The sequence below is a fragment of the Pseudomonas sp. B37(2017) genome (assembly GCF_002112885.1).
GTDB lineage: Bacteria > Pseudomonadota > Gammaproteobacteria > Pseudomonadales > Pseudomonadaceae > Aquipseudomonas > Aquipseudomonas paraglycinae.
Map to the genome: position 1 here is coordinate 202,089 of NZ_NEIX01000010.1, position 17,778 is coordinate 219,866.

The 17,778-nt window shown below is 58.9% G+C and carries 18 protein-coding genes and 1 tRNA gene; 14 read left to right on the forward strand and 5 right to left on the reverse strand.

All coding sequences use genetic code 11. The annotated features are described in order from the left end of the window. Positions 1–36: 36 nt before the first annotated feature. Entirely contained in the window at positions 37–582 is a 546-nt protein-coding gene (gene rfbC, locus CAF90_RS23155) for a dTDP-4-dehydrorhamnose 3,5-epimerase (RefSeq protein WP_007952636.1), read from the reverse strand. 179 nt (positions 583–761) lie between these two features. Here rfbC and CAF90_RS23160 point away from each other — a divergent pair, with 179 nt between their 5' ends. The 3 genes from CAF90_RS23160 to CAF90_RS23170 all read left to right on the forward strand — a co-directional run bounded on the left by CAF90_RS23160 (position 762) and on the right by CAF90_RS23170 (position 5,417). Next, positions 762–3,674 carry an aminotransferase gene (locus CAF90_RS23160; protein ID WP_085608631.1) on the forward strand — a complete coding sequence of 971 codons (2,913 nt, stop codon included), beginning with the start codon at positions 762–764 and terminating at the stop codon, positions 3,672–3,674. Between the two features lie 178 nt (positions 3,675–3,852). Next, positions 3,853–4,959 (forward strand): agmatine deiminase, encoded by a 1,107-nt coding sequence (aguA, locus tag CAF90_RS23165; RefSeq protein ID WP_085608632.1) that lies wholly within the window; start codon positions 3,853–3,855, stop codon positions 4,957–4,959. 245 nt (positions 4,960–5,204) lie between these two features. After that, entirely contained in the window at positions 5,205–5,417 is a 213-nt protein-coding gene (locus CAF90_RS23170; protein WP_007952633.1) for a hypothetical protein, read from the forward strand. Between the two features lie 65 nt (positions 5,418–5,482). Here the strand turns inward: CAF90_RS23170 and CAF90_RS23175 are convergent, their stop codons facing one another. After that, positions 5,483–7,570 carry a TonB-dependent siderophore receptor gene (locus CAF90_RS23175; protein ID WP_085608633.1) on the reverse strand — a complete coding sequence of 696 codons (2,088 nt, stop codon included), beginning with the start codon at positions 7,568–7,570 and terminating at the stop codon, positions 5,483–5,485. A 255-nt stretch (positions 7,571–7,825) separates the two neighbouring features. Here CAF90_RS23175 and CAF90_RS23180 point away from each other — a divergent pair, with 255 nt between their 5' ends. From CAF90_RS23180 to CAF90_RS23205, 6 genes are all read left to right on the forward strand, one after another. Next, complete coding sequence (locus CAF90_RS23180) at positions 7,826–8,494, forward strand: DsbA family protein (protein ID WP_007952625.1); 669 nt, start codon at positions 7,826–7,828, stop codon at positions 8,492–8,494. 299 nt (positions 8,495–8,793) lie between these two features. Beyond that, positions 8,794–10,080, forward strand: coding sequence for an OprD family porin (locus CAF90_RS23185; protein WP_085608634.1), 1,287 nt, complete (start codon positions 8,794–8,796; stop codon positions 10,078–10,080). A 233-nt stretch (positions 10,081–10,313) separates the two neighbouring features. Continuing rightward, complete coding sequence (locus CAF90_RS23190; protein WP_085608635.1) at positions 10,314–11,060, forward strand: 2OG-Fe dioxygenase family protein; 747 nt, start codon at positions 10,314–10,316, stop codon at positions 11,058–11,060. A 79-nt stretch (positions 11,061–11,139) separates the two neighbouring features. Further along, a complete protein-coding gene (locus CAF90_RS23195; protein WP_007952618.1) occupies positions 11,140–11,517 on the forward strand; it encodes a GNAT family N-acetyltransferase in 378 nt (125 codons plus the stop codon). Continuing rightward, positions 11,514–12,230, forward strand: a complete 717-nt coding sequence (locus CAF90_RS23200) for an AzlC family ABC transporter permease (RefSeq protein WP_085608636.1) — start codon at positions 11,514–11,516, stop codon at positions 12,228–12,230. Before CAF90_RS23195 ends, CAF90_RS23200 begins: the two co-directional genes overlap by 4 nt. Continuing rightward, positions 12,209–12,526: an AzlD domain-containing protein gene (locus CAF90_RS23205; protein ID WP_007952614.1), complete on the forward strand. Its 318-nt coding sequence runs from the start codon at positions 12,209–12,211 to the stop codon at positions 12,524–12,526. The genes CAF90_RS23200 and CAF90_RS23205 overlap by 22 nt, the downstream gene beginning before the upstream one ends. Here the strand turns inward: CAF90_RS23205 and CAF90_RS23210 are convergent. Then, positions 12,443–13,369: a LysR family transcriptional regulator gene (locus CAF90_RS23210; protein WP_085608637.1), complete on the reverse strand. Its 927-nt coding sequence runs from the start codon at positions 13,367–13,369 to the stop codon at positions 12,443–12,445. The two genes, CAF90_RS23205 and CAF90_RS23210, sit on opposite strands and share 84 nt — an antisense overlap. 447 nt (positions 13,370–13,816) lie before the next feature. On the opposite strand from CAF90_RS23210, the gene CAF90_RS29600 reads away from it, so the two are divergent. From CAF90_RS29600 to CAF90_RS23235, 5 genes are all read left to right on the forward strand, one after another. After that, positions 13,817–14,350: a PBECR2 nuclease fold domain-containing protein gene (locus CAF90_RS29600; protein ID WP_170929419.1), complete on the forward strand. Its 534-nt coding sequence runs from the start codon at positions 13,817–13,819 to the stop codon at positions 14,348–14,350. A 348-nt stretch (positions 14,351–14,698) separates the two neighbouring features. Beyond that, the gene (locus CAF90_RS23220; protein ID WP_007952610.1) at positions 14,699–14,917 is read left to right on the forward strand and encodes a 4-oxalocrotonate tautomerase family protein; all 219 of its coding nucleotides are present in this window, start codon (positions 14,699–14,701) and stop codon (positions 14,915–14,917) included. Then, positions 14,914–15,558: a DsbA family oxidoreductase gene (locus CAF90_RS23225; RefSeq protein ID WP_085608638.1), complete on the forward strand. Its 645-nt coding sequence runs from the start codon at positions 14,914–14,916 to the stop codon at positions 15,556–15,558. Before CAF90_RS23220 ends, CAF90_RS23225 begins: the two co-directional genes overlap by 4 nt. A gap of 33 nt (positions 15,559–15,591) precedes the next feature. Further along, entirely contained in the window at positions 15,592–16,302 is a 711-nt protein-coding gene (locus CAF90_RS23230; protein WP_085608639.1) for an SDR family NAD(P)-dependent oxidoreductase, read from the forward strand. Between the two features lie 203 nt (positions 16,303–16,505). Further along, positions 16,506–16,736, forward strand: a complete 231-nt coding sequence (locus tag CAF90_RS23235; RefSeq protein ID WP_085608640.1) for a hypothetical protein — start codon at positions 16,506–16,508, stop codon at positions 16,734–16,736. A gap of 74 nt (positions 16,737–16,810) precedes the next feature. Here the strand turns inward: CAF90_RS23235 and CAF90_RS23240 are convergent. Further along, a tRNA-Thr gene (locus tag CAF90_RS23240) sits at positions 16,811–16,886 on the reverse strand. Positions 16,887–16,962: 76 nt separating this feature from the next. After that, positions 16,963–17,778: an FkbM family methyltransferase gene (locus CAF90_RS23245; RefSeq protein ID WP_085608641.1), complete on the reverse strand. Its 816-nt coding sequence runs from the start codon at positions 17,776–17,778 to the stop codon at positions 16,963–16,965.

The following is a 17,778-nucleotide window of genomic DNA, read 5'->3' on the forward strand; positions in this document are numbered from 1 at the left end:
CGGGTGTGCAGCGGCGCTGAAAATTCACACAGGACTTCAGGAAAAGACGTCGGCGTCCTTGAAGAAGGCGGCTGCCTGATCCTTGGCCGACAGTTTTGGCGCTTCGTCCAGCTGCCAGTCGATAGCCAGATCCGGGTCATCCCAGCGAATGCTGCGCTCGGCCGACGGGGTGTAGTAGTCAGTAGTCTTGTAGAGGAATTCGGCGAACTCGCTCAGCACCACGAAACCGTGGGCGAAACCTTCCGGTACCCACAGTTGGCGATGGTTGTCGGCGGACAGACGCACGGCCACCCACTTGCCGAAATGCGGCGAGCTGCGACGGATATCCACGGCGACATCGAGGACTTCGCCGACGGTGACGCGGACCAGTTTGCCCTGGGTGTTTTCCAACTGGTAATGCAGCCCACGCAGAACGCCTTTCTGCGAGCGCGAATGGTTGTCCTGCACAAACTGCGTGTCGAGGCCGGTCGCGTCCTGAAACGCCTTGGCATTGAAGCTTTCGTAAAAGAACCCGCGCTCATCACCAAACACCTTGGGTTCGATGATCAGGACACCAGGCAGGTCAGTGGGGATTACATTCATGGGGATATTCCAGTGGCAGGTTTGAATGGCCGACATTCTTGCGCAAAGTGCGGGAGGGTGCGAGGGGGGCATGCAAATCCACCTGCCTCGCAGGGCGTCGGGGGACGGATGGTCGGGGGTTGCTAATCGCCCGTAGCAATGGCGATATAGGCGCCTAATAAAATTTCAGGGGTCGTTCCATGTCGTTCGCCACGTTGATTCATCGCGCCAGTTTGCCCAGCCCTCAGGTTTCGCTGGAGCAGGCCCGGCATCTGCTGGCGCAGCATTACGGCTTGAACGGCACGTTGCAGGCGCTGGGCAGCCAACAGGACCTCAACTATCGCGTGGACAGCGAGCGTGGGCGCTTCGTGCTGAAGATCTGTCGGGGCGACTATTCGCTGGTCGAACTGCAAGCCCAGCATGCTGGCCTGAAATATCTGGCTGAACACTGCGATGTCCACGTTCCCCGGGTCATCCCGGCCAATGACGGCCAAGACCTGCTGACCCTGGACGTCGGTGGAGAATCGGTGCATGTGCGACTGCTCGATTACATTGAGGGCCAGCCACTGACGGCTCTCGATCATCTTGGCCATGAGGTTGTTGCCGGGTTCGGCCGGCTCTGCGGCGAAATGGATCTGGCCCTGGCCGGGTTCGACCATCCGGGGCTCGAGCGCACATTGCAGTGGGACGCGCGCCACGCCAGCGCACTGATCGAGCACCTGCTGCCGGTGATCGAAGACGAGCGCCAGCGTGCGCTGATCGCCGAGGCTGCCGAACAGGCCAGGCTTCGTTTGCAGCCGCTGCTGGAAAAGCTGCCGGTGCAGGCGATCCACATGGACATCACCGATGACAACGTGGTCTGGCAGCGTGACGTCCGGCGGCACTGGCAATTGCAGGGCGTTATCGATTTCGGCGATCTGGTGCGCACCTGGCGCATCACCGATCTGTCGGTCACCTGCGCCGCGCTGCTGCATCACGCCGCCGGCGATCCGTTCGTGATTCTGCCGGCCGTGCAGGCTTATCACGCGGTCAATCCGCTGCAACACGAAGAACTGCTGGCGCTGTGGCCGCTGATCGTGGCACGGGCGGCGGTGCTGGTGCTCAGTGGCGAGCAACAGGTCAGCATCGACCCGGGCAATACCTACAGCCGCGATAACCTGACCCACGAGTGGGAGATCTTCCGGGTCGCCACTTCGGTGCCGCTGGCATTGATGGAGGCGGCGATTCTCACGGCGGTCGGCCAGACATTGCCAGCCATCGACAGTGAAGGTTTTGCGCCGTTGCTGCCCGATCTGGTCGGGCGCGAATTCGCGTTGATCGATCTGGGGGTGTTGAGCGCGCACTTCGAGGCGGGCAACTGGGAGCAACCTGGCATCGATCAGCGCCTGTTGAGTGAAGCCGCGGCCATCCACGGTCTGGCGGCCAGTCGATACGGGCAATACCGGTTGTCGCGCACCCGGCCGGACAGTGCCGAGGAACCAGAGACGTTCCCGCTGCACGTTGAATTGCACGTACCGCTAGGCTCGACGGTGGAAGCGCCGTTTGCTGGCGTACTTCACCTGTCGGCCGACGGCGCGCTGCGACTCGACGGCCCGCAACTGAGCCTGCGTTTGTGGGGCGTGAAACCTTCGTTGCACGGCGGCGCAGCGCTGGTCAAAGGCCAGGTGATGGGTTCGGTGGACGGTCCGTTGATCGTGCAATTGATTCGCGGCGCACAGCTTGAAGCGCCGCTGTTCTGCACGCCGACCCGCGCGGCTGCTTGGCAAGCACTTTCCCCATCACCGGCCGCGCTGCTGGGCCTGGCCTGCGACGCCGAACCCGAGCTGGACGCGGCAACCCTGCTGGCGCGCCGCGACGCCAGTTTCGCCCGCACCCAGAAGCATTATTACGTCGACCCGCCGCGCATAGAGCGCGGCTGGCGCAATCACCTGATCGACATGCAGGGCCGCTCCTATCTCGACATGCTCAACAACGTCGCGGTGCTCGGCCACGGTCATCCGCGCATGGCGGCGGTGGCGAGCCGGCAGTGGTCGCTGCTCAACACCAACTCGCGATTTAACTATGCGGCGGTCGCCGAGTTTTCCGAGCGCTTGCTGAAGCTGGCGCCGGAGGGCATGGATCGGGTGTTCCTGGTCAACAGCGGCAGCGAGGCCAATGACCTGGCGATTCGCCTGGCGTGGGCCGCCAGCGGTGGCCGCGACATGATCAGCGTGCTGGAGGCCTATCACGGCTGGACGGTCGGCGCGGACGCGGTCTCGACCTCGATTGCCGATAACCCGCAGGCCCTGAGCAGTCGCCCGGACTGGGTGCATGCGGTCACCGCTCCAAACACCTATCGCGGCGAATTTCGCGGCCCGGATTCGGCGCCGGATTACGTGCGCAGCGTCGAACATCATCTGGCGAAGATTGATGAGCAGAAACGCCAACTGGCCGGGTTCATCTGCGAGCCGGTCTACGGCAACGCGGGCGGGATCTCGCTGCCGCCGGGTTACCTGAAAAAAGTCTATGAACTGGTGCGCGCCCGGGGCGGCGTGTGCATCGCCGATGAGGTGCAGGTCGGTTACGGGCGCATGGGCCACTTCTTCTGGGGTTTCGAAGAGCAGGGCGTGGTGCCGGACATCATCACCATGGCCAAAGGCATGGGCAACGGCCAGCCGCTGGGTGCTGTGATCACCCGCCGGGAAATCGCCGAGGCGCTGGAAGCCGAGGGTTATTTCTTCTCGTCCGCCGGCGGCAGTCCCGTGAGCTGCCAGATCGGCATGGCGGTGCTCGACGTCATGGAAGAAGAAAAACTCTGGGAAAACGCCCAAGTGGTCGGCGCTCACTTCAAGACCCGGCTGGAGGCGTTGATCGATCAATATCCGTTGGTCGGCGCGGTGCACGGTTCCGGGTTCTATCTGGGGGTCGAGCTGATCCGCAATCGGGAAACCCTGGAACCGGCGACCGAGGAAACCACGCTGTTGTGTGATCGTCTGCGGGCGCTGGGGATTTTCATGCAGCCAACCGGCGATTACCTGAACGTCCTGAAGATCAAGCCGCCGATGGTCACCTCGCGTCAGAGCGTGGATTTCTTTGTCGACATGCTGGCGAAGGTGCTTGAAGAAGGGCTTTGAAACGATCCGCAACCTTCAAATACCGATTTGTATCGGTATTTGAAGGGGCTAATTCAGATTGTTTTTTATTATTGGCTTCTAAAGCCGATATTTATCGTTTATAAAGTCGCCATAGTCCGTCGTCCATCCCTGTACGGCGTGTTGAAAACCCTCGACGGTTCCCTGGAGTCTGATCGACATGACCACATTGAAAAGCACACCACGCGCCGATGGCTTCTACATGCCGGCCGAATGGGCACCGCAAACCCAGACCTGGATGATCTGGCCGGAACGTCCGGACAACTGGCGTCTGGGCGGCAAGCCAGCTCAGGCTGCCCATGCCGCTGTGGCCAAGGCCATCGCGCGTTTCGAACCGGTGACCGTGGCGGTGTCCGCCGGCCAGTACGAAAACGCTCGCGCTCGCCTCGACGTGCCGAATATCCGTGTGGTCGAGATGTCCAGCGATGACGCCTGGGTTCGCGACAGCGGCCCGACTTTCGTGATCAACAACAGCGGCGAAGTGCGCGGTGTGAACTGGGACTTCAACGCCTGGGGCGGCTTTGACGGCGGCCTGTATTCGCCGTGGAACCGCGATTCCCAGGTCGGCGGCAAGATCCTCGAAATCGAGCGCAGCTCGCGTTATCGCACCGAAGGTTTCGTGCTCGAAGGCGGCTCGATTCATGTCGACGGCGAAGGCACCCTGATCACCACCGAAGAATGCCTGCTCAACCGCAATCGCAACCCGCATTTGGGCCGCGAAGAAATCGAAGCGGTGCTCAGCGAAAACCTGTCGGTGGACAAGATCATCTGGCTGCCGGATGGCCTGTTCAACGACGAAACCGACGGCCATGTGGATAACTTCTGCTGCTACGTGCGTCCGGGCGAAGTGTTGCTGGCGTGGACCGACGATCCGCAGGATCCGAACTACCCGCGCTGCCAGGCCGCGATGAAAGTGCTGGAAAGCAGCACCGACGCCAAGGGCCGCCCGTTCACGGTGCACAAGATGCCGATTCCGGGGCCGCTGTTCGCCACTGAAGAAGAGTGCGCGGGCGTGGATCCGGTGGATGGCACTCAGGAACGTAACCCTAGCGTGCGTCTGGCCGGTTCCTACGTGAACTTCCTGATCGTCAACGGCGGCATCATCGCGCCAAGCTTCGACGATCCGATGGACGCGCCGGCCCGGGAGATCCTGCAGAACCTGTTCCCGCAACACGAAGTGGTGATGGTGCCGGGCCGCGAACTGTTACTGGGCGGTGGCAATATTCACTGCCTTACCCAACAGCAACCCGCACCGCACAAAGAGTGAGTGCGGATGTAACAGCTTGAGTTGATTGAAAAAACGACCGGGCAGTCATTTGTTGCCCACGGTTGAAGAGAAACCCGCAGCCCGTCAGGACTGCGGGTTTCTTTATGTCCGCCGGTCGACAATTTCATGACGTTGGCATAGGTCTTGTATCGCTCATGGCGCACTAGGGAGGGGGGAGAACTTCAACAGTTCTGTCATAAACCTTGGATAACGTAGCCGCTCATGAACGGGGAGAGAGCGCTGAAATGAACGCCGAAGTGAACGTAATCAGCGAGCGGACGTTGCATCCCATGGCTGTAAATAGTGAGTCGCTCCAGATTGTCGCGCACTGGTTGAAGTCCAATGGAACGCGTCAGATCAGGGAACCTGATCCGCGCCGGATGATGATCGAGCGTTACCCCGCTGGCCTGTTCAGCGAGGCCGAACTGGAAGCACTTTGGGATGTGATGGAAGGATAAGAAGAACAAACAAGGATTGTAAAAAGCGCTGCCGGGATGGCAGCGCTTTTTTTATGGGCGCGATATCAGAAGCTGTAGGTGCCGGTAACCACCAGGCTGCGCGGTGCGCCCGGCTGGATCTGGAACGCGCTGGTGGCCGACGAGTAATACTCGCGGTCGGTGATGTTGTTCAGGGCGCCACGCAGGTCCCAGTCCTTGTGGCGGTAGCCGACCAGTGCGTCCCAGCGACCGTAGCCCGGCAGCACGGTGGTGTTGGCGTTGTCGGCATAACGCTGACCGACCAGGGTCAGGCCGGTTTCGGCGTACCAGCCCATTTCCGGTTTCCAGGTCAGGAACAGGCTGCCGTTGCGCTTGGCCACGTTGTTCACGCGTTTACCTTCCAGGCCGTTGTTGTCCTTCTCGATAGTTGCGTCCTGCACACCGACGCCGCCGCGCACGTACCAGTTGCCGACGATCTTGCCGGTACCGGTCAGCTCGATCCCGCGCGAGCGTTGCAGACCGCTGAGCACGGTCAGGGTCGGGTCGTTCGGATCGGTGGTGCGACGGTTGTAGAGTTCCAGCTCATAGACGGCGAGGGTGGTGCTCAGGCGATCGTCGAGCCAGTCGCTCTTCACGCCGATTTCTTTCTGCTTGGTCAGCTCCGGGCTCAGGTCATTGGTGTTGCCGGCCGCGCCCGGGGTGATGCCGATCAGACCGCCGCCGACCGGCGAGAAAGTCTTGGTCCACGAGGCGTAGAACGAGTGGTTCTGCAGCGGCGTCCAGACCACGCCGAAACGCGGGCTGGTGCTATGGCTGTCACGGTCTTCGGAGATGTTGCGCAGCTTGTTGGTCGACTCGATATCGAAGGTGTCGTAGCGCAGACCGGCGAGCAATTGCCATTGATCGTTGAGGCGCAGTTGATCCTGAACGTAGACCGCGCGGCTTTCGACTTCGGTGTGGCTGCTGCTCGACACCTGCATGCGCCCGGTGTGGCGCAGGTCGCGGTTGGGGGTGTACAGATCCAGCGATGGCACCGGTTGAGTACCACGGCCGGTGGCGGCGTTGTACAGCGTCGGGTCGCGGCGCTGGCTGCCGGTTTCGAGGCCGGTCAGCAGGCGATGCTCGAGGCCGAAGGTTTCGAAACCGCCTTCCAGCTCAACGTTGTTGAACACGTTGCGGGTGGTCAGATCCTGTTGCCAGTGCTGCCGGGTGACCTTCTTGGTCGTCGGGGTGTAACCGGTGAGGTAGGTGTTGTCGAAATCGCTGTCGAGCTTGAACACGCCGAGCGTGTGGCGCAGCTGCCAGTTATCGTTGATTTCATAGCTCAGCTTCGAGCGCAGGGACTGGGTTTTGTCGTCGATGAAATCGTGATCGTTGCCGTAGGTCGTGTCCCGGCCGACATCTGCCGGACGTCCACCGACCCCGGGAATACCGCGATCCGGTGTGCGGTTGTAGCGGCTGTATTCGTATTGCACCAGCCAGTTCAGGTCAGGCGTGAGCTGCCAGCTCATCGACGGTGCGAACAGCTGGCGATTGCCGCTGACGCCGTCGCGGAAGCTGTTCTCGTCCATGTTGCCCATGTTCAGGCGCAGGCTGATGTTGTCGCTCGGGTCGGTGCTGAGGTCAGCGTACAGGCTGCGCAGATCTTCGCTGCCACCCTGGGCCTCGATGGTCGAGCGGCGACCGAATTCGGGAGCCTTGCTCACGCGGTTGACGATCCCGCCCTGGCTACCACGGCCATACAACACAGCGGCCGGGCCTTTGAGCACTTCGACGCGTTCGATGTTGTGCAGGTCGCGCTTGTACTGGCTGTCGTCGCGGATGCCGTCCAGATAGAAGTCATTGCTGGCATCGAAGCCACGGATGCGCAGGCTGTCGAAGCGCGTGTCGCCGCCGCTGCTGACGTTGGGCATGCCGCTCAAGGCGTCGCCCAAGTCATTGGTGCCGTAGTTGGCGAAGTTGGCGGTCTTGACCGAGTCGATTGCCTGGGGCACGTAACGCACGGGTGTTGAAGTACGGGTCGCGGTATTGCTGACCTTCACACGCGGGTCGTCGGCCTGGGTTTCGGCACTGATCGAGGTGGCGGGCAGTTCGGTCGCGGAGTAAGCAAAACCGGAAGACAAAAAGGCAGAAAGCCCAAGCGTGACGGGCGTGAGACGGAACGGGGCAGGCATTGAAAAGCGCATCCGAAAGGGTGGAAGAATTCGAGCGCGCGAATGGTAATGCTTTGCATTTACTTCCGTTAATTATTCCTGAAAGGTTCCGTGGTTTGATTGTGTCAATTTATTTCAGATTTGTATCGGAGCGGACAACGAGTGCATTTGATCGATTGCCGAAACAGACTGAAAGCCATTCCGGCGTTTTTCCGCAACGACCGAGGGACTAATGTGCCGACATCATTTTTCCCACCTTCAGACCGGAGCTTTCCGATGACTCTTCATTACATCTACGACCCGCTGTGCGGCTGGTGCTATGGCGCCAAACCACTGGTGCAAGCCGCACAGCAAGTGCTGCCGGTGATCGCCCACGCAGGCGGCATGATGACCGGTGCCAACCGCCAGAACGTTTCACCGCAACTGCGCAATTACGTAATGCCGCATGATCGGCGCATTGCCGAATACACCGGTCAGCCATTCGGCGACGCCTACTTCGAAGGATTGTTGCGCGATCATTCGGCGGTGTTTGATTCGGCACCACCGATTGCTGCTGTGATGGCAGCGGAAAAAATCGACGGTCGTGGCCTGGAACTACTTGGCCGTTTGCAGACTGCGCACTATGTCGAAGGGCGGCGAATCGCCGACGAAAGTGTGCTGTTGGAATGTGCGGTGGAGTTGGGCTACAACGCCGATATTTTCTTGAACACCGTGCAGTCCGTCGACACCGAACAACATATAAAGAACAGCCGCGCCCTGTTGGCAAAAGTTGGTGGGCAGGGTTTTCCAACTTTTGCACTGGAACAGGACGGTCAGTTCACACTGGTTGATATCGGGCCGTGGCTGGGCAAGTCCGAAGCCTTCGCTCAATGGCTGAGCGAGTCGTTTACACCCGCACCAGGGACTGAAACCCTGCAGGTCTGTGGCCTCGATGGTTGCGCGTAATCCCGCATCAAAATCCCTGACTGCGAGCAATTCCGTGCACGAAGCCATCGCAAAATTTACTTTTTTTAGACGTTTTTCGCCTATTTAAAGACGATTCTTGAAATTGACACATTGTTGAGGGCGCGGCTACGATTCGGCCCAACGCCTGTGGCTAACCGCCATGACTCAAAATTAGGAGCAGGCCCGCCATGACATTGTCTTGAGCGGGTCTTTTTGTTTCGGGGTGAATAAAAGAGTGCAATAAGCGCCGTTTCAGCCGTTCGACACAGCGCGTTTCAACCCGTAATAAGGAAAACAAAATGTTGAACAAGCGAATCAGTCTGATCGCACTGGGGATGTTGAGTGCCACTTCGGCCATGGCTAACGACCAGGCCGAGTCCAAGGGTTTTGTTGAAGACAGCAGCCTCAAAGTGCTGCTGCGCAATGCCTACATCAATCGTGACTACAAAGACGGTAACGACGATAAAGCCGAGTGGGGCCAAGCGGCTATCGGTACGTTCTCGTCCGGTTTCACCCAAGGCACCGTCGGTGTAGGTGTGGACGCGTTCGGTCTGTACGCGCTGCGTCTGGACGGCGGCAAGGGCCGCAGCGGCGCTGGCGGTATCGACTTCTTCAAACAGGGTGACAGCGGCAACGCGGCTGACGACCTGTCCAAGGGCGGCGCAGCGGTCAAATTCCGTCTGTCCAACACCGTACTGACCTACGGCGACCAGATGCCGGCCCTGCCGGTGCTGAACTACGACAACTCGCGTCTGCTGCCGGAAAGCTACACCGGTACCTTGATCACTTCCAAAGAGATCAAAGGCCTGGAACTGAATGCCGGTCGTTTCACCGCTGAATCGCGTAAAAGCGCTGAAGGCCGTGACAGCGGTGGTCTGAAGTCGATCAACGTGTTGGGCGGTAGCTACCAGTTCACCGAACAGTTCAAGGCAGCGCTGTACGCTTCCGACGTCGAAGACGTGCTGAAGAAGCAATACGTGAACGCCAACTACGTGTTCCCGATCGACAAGGATCAGTCCCTGACCCTGGACTTCAACGGCTACCGCACCAAGCTGGACAACTCCTACGTCCGCGAAAACGGTGTGACCGGCGACGACAACAAGATCTGGAGCCTGGCAGCGACCTTCGCCACCGGCCCGCACTCGTTCACCGTGGCGCACCAGCGCTCCACCGGCGACAGCAACCTGGGTTACGCCTACGGCGGTTACCAGAAAGGTCAGGGTCGCGTGGGTGACGGTGGCAACACCATCTACCTGGCCAACTCCTACTGGTCCGACTTCAACGCTGAAGACGAGCGCAGCTGGCAGTTGGGCTACGGCCTGGACTTCAGCGCATTCGGTGTACCGGGTCTGAGCTACAACTTCGCGTACGTGCGTGGTGACAACATCACCACGTCCACCAGCGAAGGCGGCACCGAGCGCGAGATCTTCAACCAGTTCAAGTACGTCGTGCAAAGTGGCCCGGCCAAAGACTTGAGCATCAAGCTGCGTAGCTCGATCCTGCGTGTTTCGCAGAAATCCAGCGAATACAACGTCAGCGGCAACGAACTGCGTGTGTTCGTGGACTACCCGATCAACATCTTCTGATGATCGGTTGAACCCGCGAAACGCGACAGAAAAACCCCGACTTGTTCGGGGTTTTTTTTTGACGCTTTTTGAAAAAACAGCATAAAAACCCGTGTTTTTGTCATTTGAAATGCACTTTCAAGCCGTTTCAAATCGCGTTTCAAACAGGGCTTTAAATGCCTGAAATTCTTTCTCATGGACGCAAATTCTCCACCTAATAGATTAGGCCGCTCAATGCAGCGGAGAATTTGGTAATGATCGTTTTAACCAGAGAAGTGGGCGAATCGCTACGGCGCGACAAGTACGCCAATGTGCAGGGTGCTGACTTCAATCTCTACGGTCATTTCGCCGACTTCGTCAGACTGACCAAAAGTTGGGAAAACATGGAGCCTGACAGTTACTACGGTCAGGCCGAAGCCGGCATGCGTTACCGTCGTTACAGCGACTTTGAGTACAACCCCAAGACTCGCGAACTGAAGCAACTGGAACATCGCGCGTACGTGCAATCCAAGGCCAACAACAGCTATGTGGGCGGCGTGGTACGGCACTTCCAGGACTTCTCGGACGAAGTCATCAGCTCGCCGGTGATGCGCAGCCTGATCGACACCGATTTCGAAGTGTACAAAAGCGTGTTGCCGGAAGAGCTGCACGATGAAATCTGGCAGTGCCAGATCCATCAGATCCGCATCGAGATCAAACCCGGCAAACAACTGGAAATCACCCCGGAAGGGATTCACTGCGACGGTTATCCGTTCAGCGGCGTGCACTTCTGGGGCCGCAACAATGTCGAGGGTGCCGAGAGTCGTTTGTACGACATCCACGAGCATCAACTGGCCTCGACCACCTACCAGGAAATCCTCGACACCACCTACTTCCTCGACCGCGACATGCGCCACTACGTGACACCGGCGCGCAACACCCATACCCATGCCATGGCGTACCGGCAGATCCTGGCAATTTCTTTCTCGCGGCCCGGGACCGCTTTCGACATTGTTCGCTAATCAGATTGCCCAAATCGACGGCGTCGAATGCTCGACGCCGGTGGTGCTGCGGCGCGCGACGGCCAAGGACGCGCAGCGCATGGAGCGTTTCTTCCGCCAGTTCGACGAAGTGTCGTTCTGCGAATGGCAGGACGCCAAATGCCTGCGCGGCGTGCTGATCCAGAAAACCACCACGGCGTATCTGGCCTTCGATGTTGAAGGCGAAATCGTCGGCGCGGTGCTGGGCGGCATGCTGGGCAGTCGCGGCACGATCAATCATCTGGCGGTCAGCCTGCGCTATCGCAGCCAGGGCGTCGGCCAGCGGTTGGTGGAAGCGGCGTCGGCTGACATGAAACGGGTCGGTGTGCTGCGGATGTTTCTGTTCGTCGACGATGCTAACCTCGCGGGCAAGCGTTTCTGGACGGCCCAGGGTTTTTGCGAACCTCACGGCGAGCGAACATTTGAGAGGGATCTATGAATGAAACATCCGGCAGTGCGCCGCTGATGGTCGACCGTCAGCCGTCGCGCACCTTTGCCGAAGCCAGCCCGGTGGTGGCCGGTTACTTCACCGTGTCGTTCGTGTTCGGGCTGATGGCGGTCAACGCGGGGCTGCCGCTGTGGCTGCCGGTGGCCATGTGTCTGTTCGTGTATGCCGGGGCTTCGCAATTTGCGGCGCTGGCGCTGATCAGCAGCGGGGCGTCGCTGACCACCATTGTGCTGACCACGTTTCTGATCAACGCGCGGCACATGCTGATGTCGGTCTACATGGCGAAGGCCCTGCGGGCGCTGGGTCTGAGCCGCATGGAGCGCTGGTGTTACGCCGGCGGGCTGACCGACGAATCGTTCGCCTTCCACAGCGTCAAACTGGGCACTGGTGCGCCGGTGAACATTCGATATCTGATCGGCTTCAACCTGTTCTGCCACACCTCTTGGGTGATCGGCGGATTGCTCGGCGCTCTGTGCGCGCAGTACGCGTCGCACCTGATCAAATACCAGCTCGATTACGCGCTGACCGCGATGATGCTCTACGTGCTGGTCTCGCTGTGCAACACCCGCAACAAACTCATCGCCGCTCTGGCCGCAGTCGTCTGCATGGGCGCACTGAGTCTGGTGGGCAGCTCGCCATTCAACGTTTTCATCGCCACGTTTGTGGGCTGCGGAGTGGGTGTATGCCTGACCAAACGTTCCTGATTCTGGTGGTCGCGCTGATGATGGCCGTGACCTTCCTGCCACGGGCCTTGCCGCTGCAGGTCAACACCGAGCACTGGCCGCCCTTCGTCGCCCGGGCGCTGGAGTACCTGCCGGTGGCGATCGTCGCTGCGATCAGCCTGACACCCTTGTTGATCAAGGATCAGCACATACAGCTCGATCGCCCGGAATTCTATGCAGCGATTCCGACGCTGTTATGTGCGTATTTCAGCAAAAACCTCTTTCTCAGTGTGGCGGTTGGGACGGCTGCGTACATTGCGCTCGGCTCGTTCATGTAGCGGCAGATCGACCACGTCGTTCAACGCCTGGCCGGACAGATCCGGGTTGTTCACCGCCAGGCGCACTTCGAGGAAATCCTCGAACCCGGGGAAAATCGTCAGGCCGTTCTTCTGCGCGGCCTCGCGGGAGACCATGCCGACGGCGTCCATCTGGGTGATGAGCGACAGGGTCAGCGTTTCGCTGCAGGAGTAGATCGTCCGCTGACTGTTCTCGTGATTGCCCAGCCCGGCGTCGAGAAAACGCAAAAAGCTGTGGGAATACGGACAATCTTCTGCGGGACGCACCTGAAACTTGTTGCCAAGCAACGTCAGCGGATCGTTCTCCTGACCGCAGTGCGCGCCGACCACCTGCACCTGCACTTCCGGCAGGACAATGCTCGGAAGACCCGGACGCTGCGGGCCGATCAGCACCGCAAGGTCGAAGTCTTCGTTCTTCAGCTTGCTGAGGTTTTCCATCGACTCGGCGTAGCTGAATTCCATCTGGTAATCAGGAAACACCTCGATCAGGCGTCCGATCATTCGCCGGTTGAAGTCCGGCGCCAGCGTGGTGTTCAACGCCACTTTCAACGTGCGCTGTCCCGGCACCTTCAACGCTTCGACTTTCTCTTCCATCTGCCGCGTGGCAATCAGCACTCTGTCCATATAGGGCGTCAGCTCGGTGCCTTGCGGCGTCAGCGTCAGCCCCTTGTTGGATCGTCTAAACAAGCGGAAACCGAACTGCTCTTCGACCTTGTTCAACTGTGCGGCCAGGGCCTGCACAGTCAGGCACGAATGCTCGGCTGCGGCCGACAACGAGCCGGTCTGCACGATGCGCATGAGGTTGCGTAAGGTTCTGCTATCCATGGGTAATGCCCTCTGAAGTGGGCTGGGTATTGTTGTGTACGTGACGGCCTGAACGGCGCCATTTGCCGGCTATATTCCTGTACCTGAGCATAGTTGTCGCGCAATTAGTAGCGAATTGATGTCCCCGCCGATGGCTGGAGGCTGACACAGGATCGGGGTTTTTGGTGACGTGGGGGTGATTGGGGTCAAAAAAAGTGCCCGACTCTTAGGAGTCGGGCACTTTTTTTGTGCGGTTGGATTACAGCGGCTGGGACAAATTCGTACAGCCATCTCGCGCTGTTCAGCGTTGATGCCGGAAGCCTCCTATTGAAAGACAAGAACGGGCTGATTTATTACCGCAGCACAAGTGGCTGAAATATCAGGCAGTTACTTTCGGGACTTTTTCAGTCCGAGGCCATTGGATATCCAGGCAATGCCGGCATCCGCGAAGCTAGCGAGAAGATGCCAATGAGTGTGCCTGGGAGCAGGGCGTTACCTGAACAAAAGAACTGGAAGGATCTTGGTTTACCGGACATTCGGGACATTGATCTGGGGTTGCTGACTTCTGCGATCAGAGAATGTCCGGGTGCCGAGAGTCTGGAGGCTGCATGGGAGCAAGTTGCCAAAGGCTTCGGACTTCATGACGGCCTCAATTCAACAGTGATTGAGACACCCATTTGCCCTGTTCTGGTGAGGCGCGAGCACTTGTTGCACATTGTGGAAAAACGCCCGAATGCTCGGGAGCGCTTCACAGACTTCGCGCAAGACACCCTGAAAAAGCCGTTAGAGATCTGGAAGATCTCCTACGATGACGACTCTTTCCGACTGACATACATCGGTGTCTACAACACGAAATACCAGATGCTGGTCGTGATCCATATCGATCACGGCAACGTACTCTGGAACTTCATGAATTGTGACAAAAAGGGACTGAACAAGCATCGGCATGGAGAGCTGCTGTTCCAACGTTACCGATGGCCCAAACAAAAAGGGCAGCCTTAGCAGGCTGCCCTTCACGAAAAAGTTACTTGATATTGTGCTCCCTCAAGCAGGGGAGAAGAGGTCTCACCCGAACGCTGATTTTCAGGTCATCAACGGGGTTCCTAACGCCGACTATCGCCACCTGATGGCAGTCGGTTTCGCGCTCTTGGGGCCGATTCTCGGCCACTGAATCTGATGTGTCAACCTACGGCTTCAATGGGTAAGCGGTAGCGACATAGGCGTATCAATTCATTACACCGCATCACAAATGAAGTACCCCACCCCTACTTTTTCCCCTCCCGGCACGCGCCTACATTGAGCTCCAACACCTGACCATCATCCCGAGGGCAGGTCACTGGAGTCGTCGTCATGCCATTTGTCAGCGTACGCATCACCCGCGACGGTGTTACCCGCGAGCAGAAAGCTCAGGTGATCGCCGAAATCACTGAAACCCTGGAACGCGTCCTCAACAAGCGCCCGGACCTGACCCACATCGTGATCGAAGAAGTCGACACCGATAACTGGGGCTACGCCGGCATCACTACCACTGAGTACCGCCGACAGCTGGCGGAACGGGGTCAGTCATGACCCCGACCGTGACCATCGATTTCGTCTCCGACGTGGTGTGCCCCTGGTGCGCACTCGGGGCGACAGCGCTGGAGCAGGCGATCGGCAATCTGGCCGGCGAGATTTCGGTGGAGCTGACCTACAAGCCCTTCGAACTCAACCCGGACATGCCCGCCGAAGGCGAACCGGCCGTGCAGCACCTGATGCGCAAATACGGCCGCACCGCCGAAGACGTCGCCGCCGGCAAGAAGATGCAGATCGAACGCGGCAAAGCCATCGGTTTCGAGTTCGACCTGGAGAAACGCACGCACTTTCACAACACCTTCGACGCTCATCGATTGCTGATGTGGGCGGCGCAGGAAGGGCGGCAGGTCGCGCTGAAAAAGATCCTGCTGCGCGCTTACTTCCGCGACGGCGACAACCCCAACGATCACCCGACGCTGATCCGTCTGGCAACCGAAGCGGGACTGGATGCGGCAAGGGCCCGCAAGGTGCTGGCCAACGACGAATTCGCCAGCGAAGTGCGGCAACTGCAGGCGTTTTACCGGCAGCACGGGATCAACTCGGTGCCCGCGCTGATCCTAAACGGCAAGCACCTGGTGTCCGGTTCGCAATCGGTCGAGTACTACGAACAAATGCTGAAACAACTGGCTACCGCCTGATTCAACACCTACTTATTGATTGAGGATTTCATCATGAGCAATTCGAAAAAAACCGTCGTTATCACCGGTGCTTCCCAAGGTCTGGGCGAAGGCATGGTCAAGGCCTTCCGTGAACTGGGCTACAACATCGTCGCCACCTCGCGCTCGATCAAACCGTCGAACGATCCGCAGATCCTGACCATCGCCGGCGACATCGGCGACCCCGCCACCGCACAGCGCGTCATCAGCGAAGGCGTGGCCCGCTTCGGCCGCATCGACACCTTGGTCAACAACGCCGGCATCTTCGTCGCCAAACCGTTCACCGCCTACACACCGGAAGACTACGCCGCCGTGCTGTCAGTCAACCTCAACGGTTTCTTCTACATCACCCAACTGGCCATCGCCGAGATGGAAAAACAAGGCAAGGGCCACGTGGTCAACATCACCACCAGCCTGGTCGACCACGCCATCGACGGCGTGCCCTCGGTCCTCGCTTCGCTGACCAAGGGCGGCCTCAACGCCGCCACCAAATCCTTGGCCATCGAATACGCTAAACGCGGAATCCGGGTGAACGCGGTATCGCCGGGCATCATCAAGACACCGATGCATGGCGAGGAAACCCACGCGGCACTGGGCGCTCTGCATCCGGTTGGGCACATGGGCGAAATCGACGATATCGCGCAGGCGGTGGTGTATCTCGATAACGCGAACTTTGTGACTGGCGAGATTCTGCATGTAGATGGCGGGCAGAGTGCTGGGCACTGATTGATGCGGTAACACAAAGCCCTTGCAGAGATGCGAGGGCTTTTTTGTGGGCGACGGTTTATGAATTTTCATCGACCAGCGCCTTGCGAAGCTCCCGCGAGTTCAAGGGGAAAATCAGCGAGCCTAAGCCTAAGGACATGTTGAGAGTCGTCTATTTTGATTAGAAACAGTTACTCGCGATCGTACGGTCGGGGAAGGATGTTATGGAGCAGTATAAGAACCTGGCTGGAGATTCGGGCGTGATTGCTTATGAACTAGGGCGGGGATCAATCACGATTCAATTCGCAGAGGGTGCTTACAGAAATTATCTTTATGATTCGCACAAGCCCGGCGCAGTGATTGTGGCAGAGCTAATGCGTTTGGCTGTGGCAGGGCGAGGTTTAAACAGTTACATCAACCGTTACGTGAAGAAGAATTACGCCGGCAGATCGTAAGCGTTTAAACGCGGGCATTCATAATCCCCAGAAACAACAAAGCCCCTGCATTTCTGCAGGGGCTTCGTTTTGTATGGTGCCGGCACCAGGAATCGAACCCGGGACCTACTGATTACAAGTCAGTTGCTCTACCATCTGAGCTATACCGGCGTGTGGGCGACGATTATAGCGACTCGGGTGCTTCTGTAAACCCCTGAATTCAGACTATTTTTGCGCCCTCTGCGAATCACGCCCGGCGCAGGACGTTGCGCAGTTTTTGTACAGTGCGCCAGGCGCGGCTGTTTTGCATGGCGCGCAGTTCGGCTTCGGCTTGTTCGGCGCGTTGCAGGGCGGTTTCCAGTGCAGGGTTTACCGGGTGGGCGAGGTTGTGGCCTTTGCACAGCTGGAAGTTGTCGAGGTTGCACGGTGGCAGGTCGAACGCGGGTTTGAGATTGATGTGTTCGTTGGCCAGGAAGAAGCTGTTGAGGCCGTCGAACAGGACGTTGGTGTAGCCGGCGTCGGTCACCAGGTGTTCCCAGGTGTGGTCGCGCTCCCATGGGGTTTCGATGAGGATGATCCAGGGGCGGAAGCGGCTGAAGTCCATGCCGCGCAGGACGGTTTCTTCGTGGCCTTCGACGTCGATTTTCAGGAAGTGGATCGGCCGCTCAGCGGCGTGTTCTTCGCAGATCGAGGTCAGTGTGCGTGCGTTGACGGTGAGGCTTTGCACGTCCATGCCGAGGTTTTTGCGTTCTTGCGCAACGACCGGGTCAGCGGTGGACAGCCCGGTGTCGGGAATGCCGTAGAAAGTCAGTTCGCCCGGCTGGTCGCTGGCCACGCATTGCAGCGTGGTGTCGCGGGGGCGATGCTGGCGGAGTGCGTCGTAGTAGTTCTGCATCGGTTCGACGTTAATACCTTGCCAGCCGCGATCATAAAAGGCTTTGGTGACCGAATCGTGGATCGGGTCATTGGCGCCGACATCGATATAAAAGCCGTTTTCAAAATACTGCAGGGCGCGCCAAAGGCGAACGTCCTCGAAATTCTGTGCGTAAGAAATGAACGTCAC

Coding starts and splice junctions, on each gene's coding strand:
- rfbC (WP_007952636.1), bottom strand. CDS start 582: ATGAATGTAATCCCCACTGACCTGCCTGGTGTCCTGATCATCGAACCC.
- CAF90_RS23160 (WP_085608631.1), top strand. CDS start 762: ATGTCGTTCGCCACGTTGATTCATCGCGCCAGTTTGCCCAGCCCTCAG.
- aguA (WP_085608632.1), top strand. CDS start 3,853: ATGACCACATTGAAAAGCACACCACGCGCCGATGGCTTCTACATGCCG.
- CAF90_RS23170 (WP_007952633.1), top strand. CDS start 5,205: ATGAACGCCGAAGTGAACGTAATCAGCGAGCGGACGTTGCATCCCATG.
- CAF90_RS23175 (WP_085608633.1), bottom strand. CDS start 7,570: ATGCCTGCCCCGTTCCGTCTCACGCCCGTCACGCTTGGGCTTTCTGCC.
- CAF90_RS23180 (WP_007952625.1), top strand. CDS start 7,826: ATGACTCTTCATTACATCTACGACCCGCTGTGCGGCTGGTGCTATGGC.
- CAF90_RS23185 (WP_085608634.1), top strand. CDS start 8,794: ATGTTGAACAAGCGAATCAGTCTGATCGCACTGGGGATGTTGAGTGCC.
- CAF90_RS23190 (WP_085608635.1), top strand. CDS start 10,314: ATGATCGTTTTAACCAGAGAAGTGGGCGAATCGCTACGGCGCGACAAG.
- CAF90_RS23195 (WP_007952618.1), top strand. CDS start 11,140: ATGGAGCGTTTCTTCCGCCAGTTCGACGAAGTGTCGTTCTGCGAATGG.
- CAF90_RS23200 (WP_085608636.1), top strand. CDS start 11,514: ATGAATGAAACATCCGGCAGTGCGCCGCTGATGGTCGACCGTCAGCCG.
- CAF90_RS23205 (WP_007952614.1), top strand. CDS start 12,209: ATGCCTGACCAAACGTTCCTGATTCTGGTGGTCGCGCTGATGATGGCC.
- CAF90_RS23210 (WP_085608637.1), bottom strand. CDS start 13,369: ATGGATAGCAGAACCTTACGCAACCTCATGCGCATCGTGCAGACCGGC.
- CAF90_RS29600 (WP_170929419.1), top strand. CDS start 13,817: ATGAGTGTGCCTGGGAGCAGGGCGTTACCTGAACAAAAGAACTGGAAG.
- CAF90_RS23220 (WP_007952610.1), top strand. CDS start 14,699: ATGCCATTTGTCAGCGTACGCATCACCCGCGACGGTGTTACCCGCGAG.
- CAF90_RS23225 (WP_085608638.1), top strand. CDS start 14,914: ATGACCCCGACCGTGACCATCGATTTCGTCTCCGACGTGGTGTGCCCC.
- CAF90_RS23230 (WP_085608639.1), top strand. CDS start 15,592: ATGAGCAATTCGAAAAAAACCGTCGTTATCACCGGTGCTTCCCAAGGT.
- CAF90_RS23235 (WP_085608640.1), top strand. CDS start 16,506: ATGGAGCAGTATAAGAACCTGGCTGGAGATTCGGGCGTGATTGCTTAT.